The sequence below is a fragment of the Streptomyces sp. NPDC034103 genome, assembly GCF_055575395.1.
Genome location: NZ_JBVISS010000008.1, coordinates 172,577 through 190,036 on the forward strand (window position 1 = coordinate 172,577; position 17,460 = coordinate 190,036).

Annotated in this window: 19 protein-coding genes and 1 pseudogene; 9 read left to right on the top strand and 11 right to left on the bottom strand. The window is 71.6% G+C overall.

All coding sequences use genetic code 11. From position 1 onward, the window contains the following. Nucleotides 1–43: 43 nt before the first annotated feature. From ACZ56U_RS19225 to ACZ56U_RS19235, 3 genes are all read right to left on the bottom strand, one after another. Entirely contained in the window at nucleotides 44–1,111 is a 1,068-nt protein-coding gene (locus ACZ56U_RS19225) for a maleylacetate reductase (RefSeq protein WP_469085187.1), read from the bottom strand. Continuing rightward, on the bottom strand, nucleotides 1,108–1,956 hold the full coding sequence (locus tag ACZ56U_RS19230) for a dioxygenase family protein (RefSeq protein ID WP_469085188.1): 849 nt from the start codon (nucleotides 1,954–1,956) through the stop codon (nucleotides 1,108–1,110). Before ACZ56U_RS19230 ends, ACZ56U_RS19225 begins: the two co-directional genes overlap by 4 nt. Before the next feature lie 91 nt (nucleotides 1,957–2,047). Further along, the gene (locus ACZ56U_RS19235; protein WP_469085189.1) at nucleotides 2,048–2,560 is read right to left on the bottom strand and encodes a hypothetical protein; all 513 of its coding nucleotides are present in this window, start codon (nucleotides 2,558–2,560) and stop codon (nucleotides 2,048–2,050) included. A 123-nt stretch (nucleotides 2,561–2,683) separates the two neighbouring features. On the opposite strand from ACZ56U_RS19235, the gene ACZ56U_RS19240 reads away from it, so the two are divergent. Beyond that, entirely contained in the window at nucleotides 2,684–3,028 is a 345-nt protein-coding gene (locus ACZ56U_RS19240; RefSeq protein WP_469085190.1) for a cupin domain-containing protein, read from the top strand. Here the strand turns inward: ACZ56U_RS19240 and ACZ56U_RS19245 are convergent. After that, a pseudogene (locus ACZ56U_RS19245) lies at nucleotides 3,018–3,155 on the bottom strand (LacI family DNA-binding transcriptional regulator); the annotation flags it as partial. The gene ACZ56U_RS19240 and the pseudogene ACZ56U_RS19245 overlap by 11 nt on opposite strands. Nucleotides 3,156–3,325: 170 nt before the next feature. On the opposite strand from ACZ56U_RS19245, the gene ACZ56U_RS19250 reads away from it, so the two are divergent. Further along, nucleotides 3,326–4,477 carry a Gfo/Idh/MocA family protein gene (locus tag ACZ56U_RS19250; protein ID WP_469085191.1) on the top strand — a complete coding sequence of 384 codons (1,152 nt, stop codon included), beginning with the start codon at nucleotides 3,326–3,328 and terminating at the stop codon, nucleotides 4,475–4,477. Here ACZ56U_RS19250 and ACZ56U_RS19255 read toward each other — a convergent pair. After that, nucleotides 4,467–5,498 carry a LacI family DNA-binding transcriptional regulator gene (locus tag ACZ56U_RS19255; protein ID WP_469085192.1) on the bottom strand — a complete coding sequence of 344 codons (1,032 nt, stop codon included), beginning with the start codon at nucleotides 5,496–5,498 and terminating at the stop codon, nucleotides 4,467–4,469. The two genes, ACZ56U_RS19250 and ACZ56U_RS19255, sit on opposite strands and share 11 nt — an antisense overlap. A 107-nt stretch (nucleotides 5,499–5,605) precedes the next feature. Here ACZ56U_RS19255 and ACZ56U_RS19260 point away from each other — a divergent pair, with 107 nt between their 5' ends. The 5 genes from ACZ56U_RS19260 (at nucleotide 5,606) to ACZ56U_RS19280 (ending at nucleotide 10,289) form a co-directional block, all read left to right on the top strand. Further along, nucleotides 5,606–6,772 carry a phytanoyl-CoA dioxygenase family protein gene (locus tag ACZ56U_RS19260; protein ID WP_469085193.1) on the top strand — a complete coding sequence of 389 codons (1,167 nt, stop codon included), beginning with the start codon at nucleotides 5,606–5,608 and terminating at the stop codon, nucleotides 6,770–6,772. Nucleotides 6,773–6,813: 41 nt separating this feature from the next. After that, nucleotides 6,814–7,590, top strand: coding sequence for an SDR family oxidoreductase (locus ACZ56U_RS19265; RefSeq protein WP_469085194.1), 777 nt, complete (start codon nucleotides 6,814–6,816; stop codon nucleotides 7,588–7,590). A gap of 106 nt (nucleotides 7,591–7,696) precedes the next feature. Then, nucleotides 7,697–8,701 carry a Gfo/Idh/MocA family protein gene (locus ACZ56U_RS19270; RefSeq protein WP_469085195.1) on the top strand — a complete coding sequence of 335 codons (1,005 nt, stop codon included), beginning with the start codon at nucleotides 7,697–7,699 and terminating at the stop codon, nucleotides 8,699–8,701. After that, the gene (locus ACZ56U_RS19275; RefSeq protein ID WP_469085196.1) at nucleotides 8,698–9,720 is read left to right on the top strand and encodes a Gfo/Idh/MocA family protein; all 1,023 of its coding nucleotides are present in this window, start codon (nucleotides 8,698–8,700) and stop codon (nucleotides 9,718–9,720) included. The genes ACZ56U_RS19270 and ACZ56U_RS19275 overlap by 4 nt, the downstream gene beginning before the upstream one ends. Nucleotides 9,721–9,836: 116 nt before the next feature. Beyond that, entirely contained in the window at nucleotides 9,837–10,289 is a 453-nt protein-coding gene (locus tag ACZ56U_RS19280; RefSeq protein ID WP_469085197.1) for a GNAT family N-acetyltransferase, read from the top strand. 66 nt (nucleotides 10,290–10,355) lie between these two features. On the opposite strand, the gene ACZ56U_RS19285 is transcribed toward ACZ56U_RS19280, so the two are convergent. From ACZ56U_RS19285 to ACZ56U_RS19305, 5 genes are read right to left on the bottom strand one after another with little or no spacing between them, the layout of a single operon-like run. Next, entirely contained in the window at nucleotides 10,356–11,372 is a 1,017-nt protein-coding gene (locus tag ACZ56U_RS19285) for a Gfo/Idh/MocA family protein (RefSeq protein ID WP_469085198.1), read from the bottom strand. Between the two features lie 10 nt (nucleotides 11,373–11,382). Next, the gene (locus ACZ56U_RS19290; protein WP_469085199.1) at nucleotides 11,383–12,282 is read right to left on the bottom strand and encodes a sugar phosphate isomerase/epimerase family protein; all 900 of its coding nucleotides are present in this window, start codon (nucleotides 12,280–12,282) and stop codon (nucleotides 11,383–11,385) included. Beyond that, nucleotides 12,279–13,193 carry an ATP-binding cassette domain-containing protein gene (locus ACZ56U_RS19295; RefSeq protein WP_391235059.1) on the bottom strand — a complete coding sequence of 305 codons (915 nt, stop codon included), beginning with the start codon at nucleotides 13,191–13,193 and terminating at the stop codon, nucleotides 12,279–12,281. The genes ACZ56U_RS19290 and ACZ56U_RS19295 overlap by 4 nt, the downstream gene beginning before the upstream one ends. 5 nt (nucleotides 13,194–13,198) lie before the next feature. After that, a complete protein-coding gene (locus ACZ56U_RS19300) occupies nucleotides 13,199–14,275 on the bottom strand; it encodes an ABC transporter permease (RefSeq protein WP_469085200.1) in 1,077 nt (358 codons plus the stop codon). Then, entirely contained in the window at nucleotides 14,275–15,294 is a 1,020-nt protein-coding gene (locus ACZ56U_RS19305) for a sugar ABC transporter substrate-binding protein (protein WP_469085201.1), read from the bottom strand. The genes ACZ56U_RS19300 and ACZ56U_RS19305 overlap by 1 nt, the downstream gene beginning before the upstream one ends. Nucleotides 15,295–15,566: 272 nt before the next feature. On the opposite strand from ACZ56U_RS19305, the gene ACZ56U_RS19310 reads away from it, so the two are divergent. Further along, on the top strand, nucleotides 15,567–15,800 hold the full coding sequence (locus ACZ56U_RS19310; protein WP_469085202.1) for a hypothetical protein: 234 nt from the start codon (nucleotides 15,567–15,569) through the stop codon (nucleotides 15,798–15,800). Between the two features lie 46 nt (nucleotides 15,801–15,846). After that, nucleotides 15,847–16,632, top strand: coding sequence for a GntR family transcriptional regulator (locus ACZ56U_RS19315; protein WP_469085203.1), 786 nt, complete (start codon nucleotides 15,847–15,849; stop codon nucleotides 16,630–16,632). Here the strand turns inward: ACZ56U_RS19315 and ACZ56U_RS19320 are convergent. Further along, on the bottom strand, nucleotides 16,622–17,425 hold the full coding sequence (locus ACZ56U_RS19320) for a DUF427 domain-containing protein (protein ID WP_469085204.1): 804 nt from the start codon (nucleotides 17,423–17,425) through the stop codon (nucleotides 16,622–16,624). The genes ACZ56U_RS19315 and ACZ56U_RS19320 overlap by 11 nt on opposite strands. Nucleotides 17,426–17,460: the final 35 nt, after the last annotated feature.

Sequence of the window (17,460 nt, forward strand, 5' to 3'; positions counted from 1 at the left end):
CCTTCGGCCACCGCGTCCCCCTGCCCCTGTCCGGTCCGCCCGGCTACGACGGCGAAGGCGCCGCGCCCTCGTACGCGGCCCGCAGCAGCGTGAGCACTCCGTCCGCCGTGACCGGGCGCGGGTTGACGTAGGGCTGGGCCGTGACACCGGCGGCCGCCACCGCCAAGTCGGCCTTTTTCAGGCCGAGTTCGGCGAGCGAGCGGGGCGCGCCGAGGTCGGCGGCCAGTCGCCACAGGGTGCGCGGGGCGTCGTCCGTGTCCAGGGCGCGCGCCACGGTGGCCGCCGCGTCGGGTGCCGCGGACGCGTTGTACGCGAGGACGTGGGGCAGCACCACGGTGTGGGTCTCGGCGTGGGGCAGCCCGAAGGTGCCGCCGAGGACGTGGCACAGCTTGTGGTGCAGGCCCATGGTGGTGGCCCCGAGACAGGAGCCGCACAGCCAGGCGCCGTACAGCGCCCGGCCCCGGGCGTCCGGGGAGGCCGGGTGGGCGGCCACGTCGGTCAGGGCGCGGGCCATCGTCCGCACGCCCTCCTCGGCCATGAGGGCGATCAGCGGCGAGGCGTCCGGGGCGTACAGCGCTTCGACGCCGTGCGCGATCGCGTTGACGCCGCTGGTCACGGAGAGCGGTACGGGGAGGGCGAGGGTGAGTTCGGGGTCGTAGACGATGGCGCGGGGCAGGACCGACGGGTCGCGGCCGGTGCGTTTGGCGCCGTGCCCGGTCAGGCCCCAGACGGGGGTCGCCTCGGAGCCGGAGTACGTGGTGGGTACGGCGATCAGCGGCAGGCCGGTGCGCAGGGCGATCGCCTTGCCGAGGCCGATGGCCGAGCCACCGCCGACCGCGACGCACCCGTCGGCACCGGTGTCCCGCGCCACCTCGACGGCCTGGTCGGCGACCTCCACGGGGACGTGCATCCGGGCTCCGGCGTGCAGTCCCGCGCACGCTGGGCCGAGGGCGTCGGCGACCGTCCGCGCGGTGTCCGCGCCGCGGGCGCCGCAGACCACCAACACGCGCCGCAGGCCGAGGCGTCGGGCCTCCTCGGGGGTCGCCGTGGTCGCGGCGCCGGGGCGCAGGACGACTCTCGTGGCCGGGAACTCGTGGACGAACTCCCTCATGAACGCTCCAGCACGAGGTCGATCCGCGCGTGCCGGAAGGGGTTCGGGACGCCCAACTCCTCGGCCGGCGTGGGGTCGTCGACGGGGGTGAAGTCGCGTACGAGGCTCTGCTTGACGGCGAACACCGCGTCGGAGTCCAGATAGGGATCGCCTGCCACGAAGACGTGCGTGGTGACGGGCCGGTGTCCGTCGGCCGAGGCGATGAAGTGGATGTGCGCGGGGCGGTAGGGGTGCCGTCCGGTGGCCCGCAGGAGGTCGCCCACGGGGCCGTCGGTGGGGATGGGGTAGGAGCTCGGCACACAGGTGCGGAACCGGAAGGCGCCCTCGGTGTCCGCCGTGAACAGACCGCGCCCGTTGCCCGGCGGCTGGACGTCCGGGCGCTGGACGTCGTAGAAGCCGTGGCCGTCGGCCTGCCAGACGTCGAGGCGCGCGCCCGGCAGCGGGGTGCCGTCGGCCGACAGCACCCGCCCGCTGACCACGCACGGCTCGCCGCCGCCCACCAGGTCGATCGTGTCGCCGAGGGCTCGGGCCGGGGAGGCGGTCAGATGGAAGGGGCCGCGCACCGTCGACTCGGTGGTTCCGGGCGTGTGCCCGCCGTGGATCGTCTCCAGCAGCATCGACAGTCCGAGGACGTCCGACAGCAGGATGAACTCCTGCCGGGTGTCGGTGCAGGTCTGCCCGGTCGCGGTGAGGAAGTCGATCGCGGCCTCCCACTCGGCCCTGGTCAGCCGGGTCTCGTCCGCGAAGGCGTGCAGATGGCGGACGAGGGAGGTGAGCAGGTCGCGGAGGCGGGGGTCGGCGGTGGTGCGCAGGCTGTGGATCGCCTCGTCGGTGACGTCGGTCATGTCCGCTCCTTCCCCGGTCCACCGGCCACCCGAACCGGACGCCCGGGTACAGCTTCCGGCCCCGGGGCCCGCGGCGCCGGCCCACCCGGTCTCACTTGATGACCGCGTTCGCCACCACCACGCCCACGCCGAGCAGCGCGTCGACGACACCGATCAGCAGCGCGTAGGGCCAGGAGCGGTGGGACCAGCGGGCCGTGCCGACGCCCAGGGCGAACAGCAGGGTGATGTTCAGGGCGAACGCCGGGTACTCCACGCCCTTCGCCGGCCACCACCCCCAACCCGCGCCGGCCAGGATGAACACGGTGGGCAGGACGGCCGTGACCAGGGGCCACTCGTCGGCGAGGGTGCGCAGGGCGTCGCCGCGGCGGTGCGGGGTGCGTTCGGCGATGTAGTGGGCGTAGCCGTGGGCGAGGGCGGAGGCGCAGGCCGTGACCAGCAGCCACGCGGCGTCGTAGCGGCGGCTCTCCTGGTCGGTGTGGCCGTACTGGGTGAGCGCGGCGACCATGGAGCAGGCCAGGACCGCGCCGTAGACGCCGCCGAACACCAGACTCTCGCGCGTGTCGTGCGCGCGCCCCTCGGGCGCCGCAGCCCTGGTCTCCGCCATGCCCTCCACGATCACCCGGGCCCCGGCGCCTCGCCAGTCCGCGACGAAGTGTCCTCCCACCTGGGCCGCTACCGCACATCCTGTCCACGGCGAGGACCGGCGCCCGGTGGTTAGGGTCCTTTCATGACCCACAGTTTCGTTGTCCACGTCCCCGACGCCGAGCTCGAACCCGAGCCCCTCGACCCGGAGCAGATCGTCTCCGGCACACCCGAGGTACGGGGGAAGGTGGTCTGGGAGTCGGCGGACGGCAAGCAGGTCCGGGGGATCTGGCAGATCACGCCCGGGGTGGTCACCGACACCGAGGCGGACGAGCTGTTCGTGGTGCTCAGCGGCTCGGCGACCGTCGAGGTCGAGGGCGGGCCGACGCTGGAGGTCGGGCCCGGCGACATGGCCGTCCTGCGCGAGGGCGACCGTACGACATGGACGGTGCACGAGACGCTGCGCAAGGTGTACGCGATCAACCTGTAGGCGCCGTGGTGCCGCGGATCTCCAGCGTGGGTGACGCCAGGCGCACCCGCTCCGCTCCCCCGCCGCCCTCCCAGCGGCCCAGGAGGCAGCGGGCCGCGCGCCGGCCGACCTCGTGGCCGCCGCTGTCGAGGGTGGACCTGGAGACACCGGCCCGGTCGGCGACGTCGCGGATCGTCGGCGGTCCGGTGCAGTGGACCGTTCCATGAGACCGTATGTCCTGTCAAAGGGTTGACACCTGCCGGAACCCCGCCCAAGGTGGCCTGGAAAGATCGTGGACCGGTCCGAAAAGGGGCTGTGATGGTGGATTCGCTCGGGGTGGCCGTCGTCGGGTTCGGCTGGATGGGCCGGGTGCACACCCAGGCGTACGCCCGGGTCCTGCACCACTATCCGCAACTCGGCCTGCGTCCCGTGCTGGTGTCCGTCGCCGAGGAGGTGCCGGGCCGGGCCGAGGCGGCCGCCGCGCAGTTCGGGTTCGCCTCGACGAGCCGCGACTGGCGGGAGGTGGCCGCCGATCCGCGTGTCCAGGCCGTCAGCATCACCGCGCCCAACTTCCTGCACCGGGAGATCGGTGTCGCGATGGCGGAGGCGGGCAAGCACATCTGGATCGAGAAGCCGGTGGGCCTGAGCGCCGAGGACGCGCGGGAGGTCGCCGAAGCCGTGGGCAAGGCGGGCGTCCACAGCGCGGTCGGCTTCAACTACCGCAACGCGCCCGCGGTGGAGAAGGCCCGGGAGCTGATCGCCTCCGGCGGGATCGGCACGGTCACGCATGTCCGCGTCCGGCTCTTCAGCGACTACGCGGCCCATCCCGAGGGCGCGTTGACCTGGCGGTACGAGAGGGAGCGGGGCGGCAGCGGAGTGCTGGGCGACCTCGCCTCGCACGGCGCGGACCTCGCCCGGTACCTGCTCGGCGACATCGCCTCCCTCACCGCCGACTCGGCGATCTTCGTGCCGGAACGGGCCCGGCCGACCGGGGCCACCGCGGGTCATTCCCGGGCCGCCGGCGGCGAGTTGGGCCCGGTCGAGAACGAGGACTACGTCAACTGCCTGCTGCGCTTCGCCTCCGGCGCCCGCGGCGTGCTGGAGGCCTGCCGGGTCTCGGTCGGCGAGCAGAACAACTACGGCTTCGAGGTGCACGGCACGAAGGGCGCGCTGTTCTGGGACTTCCGCAGGATGAACGAGTTGGGGGTCAGCCTCGGCACCAGCTACCAGGACCAGCCCGTCAGCACGGTCCATGTCGGGCCCGGCGACGGCGAGTTCGGGGCGTTCCAGCCGGGCGCCGCGAACGCCATGGGCTACGACGACCTCAAGGTGGTCGAGTGCCATCGCTTCCTGCGCTCGATCGCGGAGGGCACCTCGTACGGGGCGACGCTCGCGGACGCCGTGCACAGTGCCGTCGTGCTCGACGCGATGGCGCGGTCGGCGCGGAGCGGCGCCTGGGTCAACCTGTGAGCGTCGTCGGCATGTTGTAGGGCGTGACCACCTGGATCGCGGACGGCAGGGTCGGGCCCGCGGGCGGTAGCGCGCCGTGTTCGCGCATCACGAGATGGCAGGCCTCGCGCAGGTCCTGGCGCAGGTCGTGGTGGAGGACGGCGGACAGCCGCCGCTCGCGCAGCAGCCGCTCGTTGTCGTGGTCGAGGTCGTGCGCGATGAACACCGCGCACGCGCGGCCGAGGTCCGTGAAGGCCCGCAGGGTGGCGATGTTGCCGCCGCCGATCGAGTAGACCGCGCGGATCTGCGGATCGCGTTCCAGGGCGGCCCGGACGAGGTCGTACTGGGTGGCGTCCAGGCCCTGCCCCTCGGCGATCTCGACCAGGGCGCGGTGCGGGTGGCGGGCGCGCATGGCGCTGCGGAAGCCCATCTCGCGCTCCTCCTCGTTGCGGAAGAAGCCGCTGCTGAGGCTGGTCAGCACATTGCCGGGCCGGTCGCCCAGCCACTGCCCCATGAGGTAGGCGGCGGTCGCGCCGGCGGCCCGGTTGTCGATGCCGACATAGGCGAGCCGCGGGGTGCTGGGCAGGTCGGTGACCAGGGTGACCACGGGGATGCCCGCCTGGGCGAGACGGCCGACGGCAGCGGCGACCTCGGGGACGTCCGGCGCCTTGAGGATGACGCCCTGGGAGCCGCGCCGCGCTATCCGGTCCAGGGTTCTCACCAGTTCCTGGACCGGTCCGGTCTCGCGGAAGTGGAAGCGGGAGCGGACGACCGCCGGGTGGAGGGCGGGCAGCTCGGCCTCCAGGGCGGCTCGGACGGCGGTCGAGAAGCGCTCCGGGGTCTGCATCACGATGTCGATCATGAAGGTGCGGCCGACGAGCCGAACCTGGGTGCGCTGGCGGTCCAGGTCGGCGATGGCCTGCCGGACCTCGCGCGCGGTGCTCTCGCGGACCCCTCCCCTGCCGTTCAGGACGCGGTCGACGGTGGCCTCGCTCAGACCCGCCTGACGTGCGATCTCCCGGATCGGGAAGGGGTGGCCCATGCCTCGGCTCCTTGAGGGGTTTTTGATGGACCCGTGCCGGTTGTTCGACGGGTTTGTACTGACAAGAATGACAGCGCTGCGTCGCCCCTGTCACCGAGAGGACGTCGATGTCCTTCACCTCCGTACACCGCCGTGCGTGGCTGTCCGACCAGGACTGCGACCTCGCGGCCTTGCGCACCCTCGTCGAGCGGACCACCGACCCCGCCGACTACCCGTACGCCGACTCCGCGGAACGGAGCGTCCTGGTGTACGACAGCGCACGTGTCGCTGCCGCCGGGAACCGCCGGGAGGTCCAGGAGGAGCTCGTACGGGCTCTGAGCGACGGCCCCGGGGTCGTGGTCTTCCGGGGCGCCTTCCCCGACCCGGGTGTCGTGGACCGGGCGAGCGAGGTGTTCGAGGCCCTGATCCGCGAGCAGAAGGCGGCCGGTGCCACCGCCGGCGACCACTTCGCCAGGCCCGGCGACAACGAGCGGCTGTGGAACGCCCTGGAGAAGGCGGCCCTCTACGACCCCTCGGCCTTCGCCGACTACTACGCGAACCCGGTCCTGGCCCTGGTCAGCGAGGCCTGGCTCGGCCCCGGCTACCAGGTCACCTCCCAGGTCAACGTGGTCAACCCGGGCGGCCTCGCGCAGAGCGCCCACCGTGACTACCACCTCGGGTTCCTCTCCGACGACGCCGCCGCGGCCTACCCCGCGCACGTCCACCGCCTCTCCCCCGTCCTCACGCTCCAGGGCGCGGTCGCCCACTGCGACATGCCGGTGGAGTCCGGGCCGACGCTGTACCTGCCGTACTCGCAGACCTTCGAGGCGGGCTATCTGGCGTGGCGGCGGCCCGAGTTCACGGCGTACTTCAAGGAGAACCACGTCCAGCTGCCGCTCGCCAAGGGCGACGCCGCGTTCTTCAACCCGGCGGTGCTGCACGCCGCCGGGACCAACCGGACCACGGACGTACGGCGGGTGGCCAACCTGCTCCAGGTGTCCTCGGCGTTCGGGCGCGCCATGGAGACCGTCGACCGGGAGACGGTGACGAACGCGGTCTACCCCGTGCTGCTGCGGCGCGCCTCGGAGGGGGCCGACGAGCAGTGGCTGGAGAACGTGATCGCCGCCGGCGCCGAGGGCTACCCCTTCCCCACCAACCTCGACAGCGACCCGCCGGTGGACGGGCTCGCCCCGCCCTCGCAGGCGGACCTGGTCCGCAGGGCGCTGCGCGAGCGATGGACACCGCGGACACTGCGGGACGAGCTGCGGGCGTCCGCCGAGCGGCGCGAGAGCTAGTGCCGCGACAGGCGGACGGTCACCGAAAGGACATGCGTTCCATGGGACTTCTCGACGACAGAATCGTCCTCGTCAATGGCGGCAGCCAGGGCGTGGGCGCCGCGATCGCGCGGGCGGCGGTGCGCGAGGGCGCGGTGGTGGCCGTGTCCGGGCGGCGGCCGGAGCCGGGTGAGGCGCTGGTCGCCGAGCTGACGGCCGCCGGCGGCAAGGCGATGTTCGTCCGCGCCGACCTCGCGGACGCCGAACAGGCCAGGGCGTCCGTGGCCGAGGTGGTCGCCGCGTACGGCCGGATCGACTGTCTGGTGAACTCGGCGGGGCTGACGTCGCGGGGCACGCTCCTGGACACCACGCCCGAGCTGTTCGATGAGCACATCGCGATCAACCTCAAGGCGCCGTTCTTCGCGATGCAGGCCGCGGTCGCCGACATGGTGGGCCGCGAGGCGCCCGGCACGATCGTCAACATCATCACGTCCTCGGCGCACGGCGGGCAGCCCTTCCTCGCCCCCTACGTCGCCGCGAAGGCCGGTCTGATCGGCCTGACCCGCAACGCCGCGCACGCCCACCGGTGGGACCGGGTGCGGATCAACGGCCTGAACATCGGCTGGACGGCGACCGAGGGCGAGGACGCCACGCAGAAGGCGTTCCACGGCGCCGGGGACGACTGGCGGGAGCAGGCCGCGGCGAAGCTGCCGATGGGCAAGCTCGGCCAGCCGGACGAGATCGCCGACTTCGTGGTGCTGCTGCTGTCGGACCGGTCGGGCGTGGTCACCGGGTCCGTGATCGACTGGGATCAGAACGTGCTGGGGGGTCTCGACTGAGGATTTGCCGCGGTTCGTCGGTGGTCGGCCGCGGGTTGTTCGTGGCTGGTCGCGCAGTTCCCCGCGCCCCCTTCGGGGCGCACCCCCGTCTCAAGGAGTCACCCCCATGCGCATCGGAATCCTCGGCCTCGGCCGCATCGGCGCCTTCCACGCCGAGACCCTGTCCGGACTCGACGCGGTCGAGTCGCTCGTGCTCACCGACCCGTTCGCGGACGCCGCCAAGGCCGCCGCGGAGAAGTTCGGCGGCGAGGTCGTGGACTCGCCCGAGGCCCTGCTGGCCGCCGGCGTGGACGGCATCGTCGTCGCGGCCGCGACCGACGCGCACCCCGCGCTGATCCTGGCCGGCGTCGAGGCCGGTATCCCCGTCTTCTGCGAGAAGCCCGTCGCCAAGCACATGAGCGCGGGCGTCGAGGTGCTCAGGGCGATCCAGGGCAAGGACGTGCCGATCCAGATCGGCTACAACCGCCGCTTCGACGCCGGTTTCGTCGCCGCGCGCGCCGCCGTGCAGTCGGGAGAGCTGGGCAAGCTGCACACCGTACGGTCCACCACCCTGGACCCGGCCCCGCCGCCTGCCGCGTACGTCGCCGCCTCCGGAGGCATCTTCCGGGACTGCTCGGTGCACGACTTCGACATCATTCGCTGGGTGACCGGCCGCGAGGTCGTCGAGGTGTACGCCGTCGGCGGCAACCGGGGCGCCGACTACATCAAGGCGGCGGGTGACGCCGACACCACCGGCGCGCTCCTCACCCTGGACGACGGCACCATCGCGGTGATCTCCAACTCCCGCCACAACGCCCGGGGTTACGACGTCCGGATGGAGATCCACGGCTTCACCGACTCCATCGCGGTGGGTCTGGAGGACAAGCTGCCGTTGCGCTCGGTGGAGCCCGGTGTGACCTTCCCGGCGGGCACCCCGCACGACTTCTTCATGGACCGCTTCACCGAGGCCTACCGCGCCGAACTCACCGCGTTCACCGAGGTCGTCGCGGGCCGGCGGCCCTCGCCGTGCACGGTCCAGGACGCCCTGGAGGCGGGCTGGATCGCCGAGGCGTGCACACTGTCCCTCAACGAGCACCGCCCCGTCACCATCGAGGAGGTACGGCAGGCATGAGCGAGCCGGGCCGGGAACAGTTGCGTATCGGAGTACTGGGAGCCGCGCGCATCACCGCGAGCTCCCTCGTCGCCCCGGCCCGGGCCACCGGCCACCGCCTGGTCGCGGTGGCCGCCCGCGAGAGGTCCCGTGCCGAGGCGTTCGCGGCCGAGCACGGCGTGGAGCGGGTCGTGGGCTCCTACGCGGACCTGCTCGCCGACCCCGAGGTCGACGTCGTCTACAACCCCCTCGCCAACGGCCTGCACGGGCCGTGGAACCTCGCCGCCCTCGCGGCGGGCAAGCACGTGCTGAGCGAGAAGCCGTCGGCGAGCAACGCCGAGGAGGCCGCCGAGGTGCGGGCGGCGGCGGAGAAGTCCGGGACCGTGTTCATGGAGGCGTTCCACTACCTCTTCCACCCGGTCACCCGGCGCCTGCACGAGATCCTGGGCAGCGGCGAGATCGGCGACCTGCGGCGGGTGGAGGCCATGGTGGCGATCGCCGCCCCGCCGGACACCGACCCGCGCTGGTCGCTGCCGCTGGCCGGGGGCGCGGTGATGGACCTGGGCTGCTACAGCCTGCACGCCCTGCGCATGCTCGCCCCGTTCGCGGGCGGCGCCCCGAGGCTGGTCACCGCGCGGGGCGGAGAGCGTCGGGGCGCGCCGGGCGTCGACGAGTGGCTGGACGCCGAGCTGGAGTTTCCCGGCGGTGCCACGGGGGCCGCGCGCTGTCACATGGCGTACGACGGCCTCAAGATGAGCATCCGGATCACCGGCAGCCGTGGCGAGGTGAGCGCGCCGAACTTCGTGCTGCCGCACCTGGACGACCGGGTCGTGGTGCGCACGGCCGAGGGCGAGCGGACCGAACGGCTCGGCACGCGGTCGTCGTACACGTACCAGCTGGAGGCCTTCGCGGCGCGGGTGCGCGAGGGCACGCCGGTCCCGCTCGACGCGGACGACGCGGTGGCGACGATGGAGCTGATCGACGCGAGTTACCGCGCGGCGGGGTTCGAGCCGCGGCCGCGGTCGGTCGTGAACGGGTAGTCGGTCGTGGACCGGTAGGAGGAGCGTGAGCGGGGCGGCGGCCGGGGGTGTCCGTCGCCCTCGCCCCAGGACGTCCGGCGCCACGCCCCGATGGCCCGGCTGTCATGATCGGGCGCATGGCCGTCCACATCGTTCCCGCCCAAGTCACCGATCTCCACGAGGTACTGGCGGACCACTCGCTCTACTGGGGCGACCGTGACCTCCGCTCGCTCCATCTCCCCGCCCTGGTCCAGGAGTTCGGCTCGACGTGTCTCATCGCCCGTGCCGAGGACGGCATCCGCGGCTACCTCATCGGCTTCGTGACCCCGGACGGCACGGGGTACGTCCATCTGATCGCCACCCGCTCCGACACCCGGGGCACCGGTGTCGGCCGCGATCTGTACGCCGCGTTCATCGAGGCCGCCCGCGGACAGGGTGCGGTCCGCCTGAAAGCGATCACGTCGGTCACCAACGAGGGTTCGGTCGCCTTCCACCACAGCCTCGGTTTCGACGCTCGCGTCGAGGACGCGTACAACGGGCCCGGTCAGCCGATGGTCGTCTTCACGCGCGCTCTCCCCGCAGCACCGTGACCGAGCCGGCGCGCGGCCCCTCGCGGCTCGTCCACGCCGGTCCCGGTCCGGCCGGGAGGCGGGGGATCAGTACAGCGGCGGCCGTTCCACCAGCTCCACCTCCACGCGACCGCCGTCGTTCAGCGCCCGCACCCCCGCCTCGCACACGGCGGCCGCCGCGTATCCGTCCCAGGTGCTGGGCCCGGTGACCTCGCCCCGGCGGGTCGCGTCCACCCAGGCCTGGAGCTCGCGGTCGTAGGCGTCGGCGAAGCGGTCGAGGAAGTCCTGGGCGATGGTGCCGCCCCAACGTCCCGCCATGTTGGTGACCAGGGAGTGGCCGTCGCCGACGCGGGCGGTGCCGCGTTCGCAGACCACCTCGGCCTGGACCTGGTAGCCGAAGCCGCAGTTGACGAAGATCTCGACGTCGACGACCGCGCCGCCGTCCGTCTCGAACACCACGAACTGCGGGTCCTGGAGGCCCTCCGGCGCGCTCGCGGTCGGCCGGGGCCGCAGCACGGTGACGGCCGTGATCTCCTGGCCGAGCAGCCAGCGGGTCACGTCCGTCTCGTGCGCCACCGAGTCGCTGACGAGCATGTCGCTGGTGAAGAAGGGCGGGCTGGCCGCGTTGCGATGCCGGTTGTGCAGCATCAGCGGACGGCCCAACTGGCCCGTCTCCAGCAGGGACTTGAGTCTCATGTACTCGGCGTCGTAGCGCCGCATGAAGCCGACCTGGATACGGCGGTGCCCCAACGCCCGCTCGGCTTCCAGGACACGCAGCGCCGACGCCGGGTCCGGGGTGAGCGGCTTCTCGCACAGCACCGGGAGGTCGCGCTCCAGGGCGGCGAGGAGTGCCGCCTCGTGGGCCGGACCGGACGACGCGATCAGTACGGCGTCGACGTCCCGCGCCGCCAGCGCCGTCGCCGGGTCGGTGTACGCGGTGCAGCCGTCGACGCGGGCCGCGACGTCCTTGGCCCGCTCCGCGTCGACGTCCACGACGGCGCTCACCCGGGCCCCGCTGACGACCTCCTCGATGCGGCGCACATGGTCGGCGCCCATCTTTCCCGTACCGATGACCGCGACGCGGAGCGGTGCACGCTGGGCCATGTCCGTCCTCTCAGGCTCCGCAGGACCTCAGGAACCTGCGGGTACGTACGGCGATCGGCAGCGGCTTGTCCGGCTCGCACGGGTACATGTCCTGCTCGACGATGGCGAACAGCTCCACGCCGAGCTTCTGCGCCGCCACCAGCACCGGCTCCAACTCCGGTACGCCGGACGGCGGTTCACACATCACTCCGCGCCGCACCGCCGGACCGAACGGCACCCCGCCGGCCACCACGTCGGCGAGGACCGCCGGGTCGACCTGCTTGAGGTGGAGGTAGCCGATGCGCTCGCCGTAGGTCTCGATCAGCTTGACGCTGTCGCCGCCGCAGTAGGCGTAATGCCCGGTGTCCAGGCAGAGGTTGACCAGCTCGGAGTCGGTCGAGTCGAGGAAGCGCTCGACGTGGTCCTCGGTGTCGATGTGGGTGTCGGCGTGCGGGTGGACGACGATGTCGAGCCCGTACGCCTCCTTCACCTCGTGACCGAGCCGCTCCATGCCCTTGGTCAGGTACGCCCACTGCTCGTGGGTCAGCTCCGGCGGTTCGAGGAGTTCGGCGGTCTTGTCGTCGCGCCAGAAGGAGGGGATGACGACGAGGTGCCGGGCGCCCATGGCCTGGGTGAGGGCGGCGACCTGGCTGACGTGCTCCCAGGTCGACTCCCACACGGCGGGGCCGCGGTGCAGCCCGGTGAAGACGGTGCCGGCCGACACCTTCAGGCCGCGCCGGCCCACCTCGTCGGTGAGGCGCGCCGGGTCGGTGGGGAGGTAGCCGTAGGGGCCCAGCTCGATCCAGGAGTAGCCCGCTTCGGCGACCTCGTCCAGGAAGCGTTCCCAGGGGACCTGCTGGGGGTCGTCGGGGAACCAGACGCCCCAGGAGTCGGGGGCGGAGCCGACCCGGATGCGGTCCAGGGCGGTCACGAGGCGTCGTCCTTGGTGGTGGCGACGGGTGCCCTGAGGTCCTGCGCCTCGGGGAGCCCTTCGACGTCGACACCGCGCACCTGGGACAACTCGTGCTTGAGGGCGGCGAGTTCGGAACCGCCGGCCATGTGGTTGGTGAGTTCCTCCAGGCTCACCTCCTCGCGGGAGGCGTTGAGTTCCATGGTGCCCAGGCGCAGGACGCTGAAGTGGTCGCCGACCATGTAGGCGTGGTGCGGGTTGTGGGTGATGAAGATGACGCCGAGGCCGCGGTCGCGGGCGGCGGCGATGTACTTGAGCACCACACCGGACTGCTTGACGCCGAGGGCGGCGGTGGGTTCGTCCAGGATGAGGACGCGGGCGCCGAAGTGGACGGCGCGGGCGATGGCCACGCACTGGCGCTGGCCGCCGGAGAGGGTGCCGATGGGCTGTTCCATGTCGTCCAGGACGATGCCCATGTTGCGCAGTTCCTCGTCGGCCGTCCTCTTCATCCTCTCGATGTCCAGGCGACGGACGGGCCAGGGGCCCTTGGTCAGCTCGGAGCCGAGGAAGAAGTTGCGCCAGACCGGCATCAGGGGGACCACGGCGAGGTCCTGGTAGACGGTGGCGATGCCCTTGTCCAGAGCCTCGCGGGGGGTGCTGAAGCGGACCGGGGCGCCGTCGACGAGGAACTCGCCCTCGGTGTGCTGGTGCAGCCCGGAGATGATTTTGATCAGCGTGGACTTGCCGGCGCCGTTGTCGCCGAGGACGCAGGTGACCTGGCTGGGGAAGACCTTCAGGTCCACGCCGTGCAGGGCACGGATGTTGCCGTACGCCTTGCCCGCATTGCGGAGTTCGACGACGGCCCCGTCGGTGGCGGGGGCGTCGTCGGCGAGGACGGCGCCGTGGGTGCCGGCTTCGTTGGTGGGAGTCATTGCGGTCACCTCCGGGTCGCCGTGCGGCTGACCCACAGATTGATCATGACGGCGCCGAGGAGCATCACGCCGAGGAAGGCCTTGAACCAGTCCGGGTTCCAGCCGGCGTAGACGATGCCCTGCTGGACCATGCCGAACATGAACGCCCCGAAGACCGGGCCGATCGCCGAGCCGGCGCCGCCGGTCAGCAGGCAGCCGCCGATGACGGCCGCGGAGATGTAGATGAGCTCCTGGCCCACGCCCTCGCCGGACTGCACGGTGTTGAAGGAGAACAGGTTGTGCATGCCGACGAACCAGGCGCCGAGGCCGACCAGCATGAACAGCGAGATCTTCGTGAACGTCACGGGCACACCGACGGCTCGGGCGGAGTCCTTGTTGCCGCCGACGGCGAAGATCCAGTTGCCGTACCTGGTGCGCAGCAGCATCCAGGTGGCCAGGGCCGCGAAGACCAGCCAGTACACGATGGTGATCTTGATCTGGACGCCGCCGACCTCGAAGGAGGAGGCGAAGACCTTCTTCGCGCCGGAGAAGCCGTCCATGTCGCTGATGTCGTCGGTGGCGACGTTGCCGGTGACCAACTTGGTGACCGCGAGGTTCACGCCCTGAAGGATCAGGAAGGTGCCCAGGGTGATCAGGAAGCTCGGCAGACCGGTCCTGACCACCAGCCAGCCGTTGAGGAACCCGATCGCGAGCGACACCACGAGGGCGGCGACGACACCCGCCCACACGTTCAGGGTGAGCTGGTAGGCGAGCATGCTCGCGGTGAGCGCCGAGGTGATGACCGCGACGCCGGACGACAGGTCGAACTCGCCGCCGATCATCAGCAGCGCGACCGGCAGAGCCATGATCCCGATGGTGGACGACTGGTAGAGGATGTTCGCCATCGCGCTGCCCTCGCGCACCGGCGGGGCGGAGATCAGGAAGAACACCCACACCGCCACGGCGCCGAGGAAGACACCGATCTCCGGGCGGGCCAACAACCGCAGGGCCAGCGGGCGTTGAGCGGTCCGGCCGTCGGTCTCCTTCCGGCCGGGGGCCGGCGGTGTGGTCACCGCCGGCTCGGCGTGCTGGGTCATACCCATCACCGGGTGCCCTTCGAGGCGAACTCGGCCACCTTGTCGACGTTGGACTTGTCGACGAAGGCCGGGCCGGTCAGCACCGGCTGCTCACCGCCGCCCATGTAGTTGCCGTTGTTCTTGTACAGCCACAGCGAGTCGATCGCCAGGTAGCCCTGGAGGTAGGGCTGCTGGTCGACCGCGAACTCGATGGTGCCCTTGTTGATGGCGCCCGTCAGGTCCTTGTTGAGGTCGAAGGTGGCGATCTTGGCCTTGCTGCCCGCGTCCGCCACCGACTGCACCGAGGTCAGCGCGAAGGGCGCGCCGAGGGTGACGACGTAGTCGATGGACTTGTCCTGGCTGAGCTTGGCGGTGATCGTCGACTTCACGGACGGCATGTCGGTGCCGTTGACGTTCAGGGTCTGGAGCTTGCCGTCGAAGGTCTTGTCGACGCCGTCGCAGCGCTGGGTCAGGCCGATGTTGCCCTGCTCCTGGATGACACAGACGGCGTTCTTGGCGCCGGCCTCGTTCAGCCGCTTGCCGAGCGCCTCACCGGCGACGGTCTCGTCCTGCCCGAAGAACTCCATCAGCCCGAGCTTCTGCCACTCGCTGACACCGGAGTTGAGGCCGACGACGGGTATGTTCTGCGCCTTCGCCTTGGCGATGACGTCCTTCATGGCGTCCGGCTTGGCCAGGGTGACGGCGATGCCGTCGACCTTCTGGTCGATGGCGTTCTGCACCAGGTTGGCCTGGGCGCCCGCGCTCGGGTCGTTGGAGTAGATGAGCTTGATGTTGTCCTTGGCGGCGGCGGCCTCGGCGCCCTTGCGGACGATGTCCCAGAAGGTGTCGCCCTGCGACTGGTGAGTGACCAGGGCGACCGTCATGCGCGGAGTGTTCGCCTTGCCCGCGGAGGCGCCGTCCGCGCTCTCGTCGGACTTCTTGCCCCCGGAGCTGCTGGAACAGCCGGCGAGGGTCAGGGCTGCCGCCGCGGCGATCGCCACCACGGGGGCGAATCGACGGGAACGGGAGTGCGAAGAGCGGTCCATCTTTCCTGCACCTCACTGTGCTTACGGGGGAAAGGGAGAGAGATCTCGGGGGATTCCGAGGCCCGGGATCTTGGCATGTCCGAGTCGCGTGCCGCAAATACGGCGGTTGTACTGGGACGGGATTCCATCCCCTCCCGAGCCTGGTGTCAATACTTTGTTAAGACATCATTTCACAATCAGGTCCGAATGTAAGTACAAAGTATTGACAGGGCCACCCCTCGGGCCCTACACCTGGGAGGCGACAGGCCCCCTGGGACTCGAGGAGCGTCCATATGGCCGATTCATCCCAGCCCTTCGACTTCATCACGATCGGCCGTATTGAAGTCGATGTTTACGCACTCCGGTCGGGCGTGCCACCGGGCGATGTGCAGAAGTTCGGAAAGTCTCCCGGTGGTTCGGCAGCCAGCCTCTCGGTCGCGACCGCCCGGCCCGGCCACCCCGCCGCCGTGCCCGACCGAGACCCGCCCGCCCCGATCCCGCAGGGGCCCGCGCCACCCGCCGGGTGACCGACCGCCGCCACCTGTGAACCCGCATCCGAGGGAGGGACGTTCCATGGCGAAGACCGGCGGCTCCTCACGTGCCGCTGCCGCCCCCGCGCTCGACGCTCTGGACTTCGCCCTGGACCGGGGCAGTCCGGTGCCGCTCTACTACCAGCTGGCGCAGCAGCTGGAGGCGGCGATCGAGCACGGGGTGCTCGCCCCGGGAAACCTCCTGGGCAACGAGATAGACCTCTCCGTACGCCTCGGCCTGTCCCGGCCGACCGTCCGCCAGGCGATCCAGTCCCTGGTCGACAAGGGGCTGCTCGTCCGCCGGCGCGGGGTCGGCACGCAGGTCGTGCACAGCCAGGTCAGGCGCGGCCTGGAACTGAGCAGTCTCTACGACGACCTGGAGGCGGCCGGACAGGGGCCGACCACGCGGGTGGTGCGCCACGAGCACGTCCCCGCCACCGCCGACGTGGCCGCGGCGCTCGGTCTCCCCGAGGGCGGCGACGTGATCGTCCTGGAACGGCTGCGCTGCACGCACGGCCGGCCTGTGGCGATCCTCTGCAACTACCTGCCCGCGACCCTGCTCGAACTCGACTCCGCCCGGCTGGAGTCGACGGGCCTGTACCGGCTGATGCGCTCGGCGGGCATCACCCTGCACAGCGCCCGCCAGACCATAGGCGCCCGGTGCGCCACCACCGAGGAGGCCAGGCGCCTGGACGAGGCGCCGGGGGCGGCGCTGCTGACGATGCAGCGCACGGCGTACGACGACACCGGCCGGCCGGTCGAGTACGGGACGCACATCTACCGCGCGTCCCGGTACGCGTTCGACTTCCAGTTGCTGGTCAGGTCCTGAGACCCGCGGTGAACGGCGTCACCGGCCGCCGGCGGCGCTCACCGTCCACGGTGAGGTCGACAGCCTCGTTGTAGAAGGCGAGGAGCCCCTTGACCGGGGCCACCGCGGGCAGCGGGTCCGGGTAGCTCCACAGGACGTGCCGGGGCACGTCCTCGTCGCCGCGCCAGGTCCAGTACTCGGCGGTGCCCTTGTACGGGCAGCCGGTGCGGTGGTCCGTCGGCTCGAACAGGTCGAGGCGGACGTCCTCGCGGGGAAGGTAGTACCGGGTCGGCAGCGCGGTCTCGAAGAGCAGCACCGGACGCCGGGTGTCGGCGACGACCCGCCCGGCGATCTCGACGACCACGTGACGGCTGCTGGGCAGGGCGTCCACCCGTTTGTGCGGGTCGCGGGGGTGGACGAAGATCTCTTCCTCCTCCTCGTACCAGTGGTCGAGGCCGCTGTCCCAGTGCCGGAACCACTCGAAGGCGATGTGCCCGGCGAGGTCGTCGGCGGGGAAGGTCCACGCCGCGTTCTCCACGAGCTCGCCGCCGACCTCGAGGTCGTAGAAGAGCCGCGAGCCGGTGTGGGCGCCGGTGCGCGGGTTCTTGGCCGGGCGCAGCAGGTCGGTGCGGACCTCGTCCCGGGGGAACGCGTACAGCGGCACGGGGACGTCGGGTTCCCAGACGAGAACGGGGTGACGGCTGTCGACGACGGCGACATCCCCCTTGTACCCACGCACCCAGCGCTCACCGGGCTCCCAGAGGAGGCCTTCGGGGGTGGTGCGGAGGGCGCGTGCGCACGGATGTGAGGTCATGGCCGGGGCTCCTTCCGCTCTCTCACGAGCCTAGG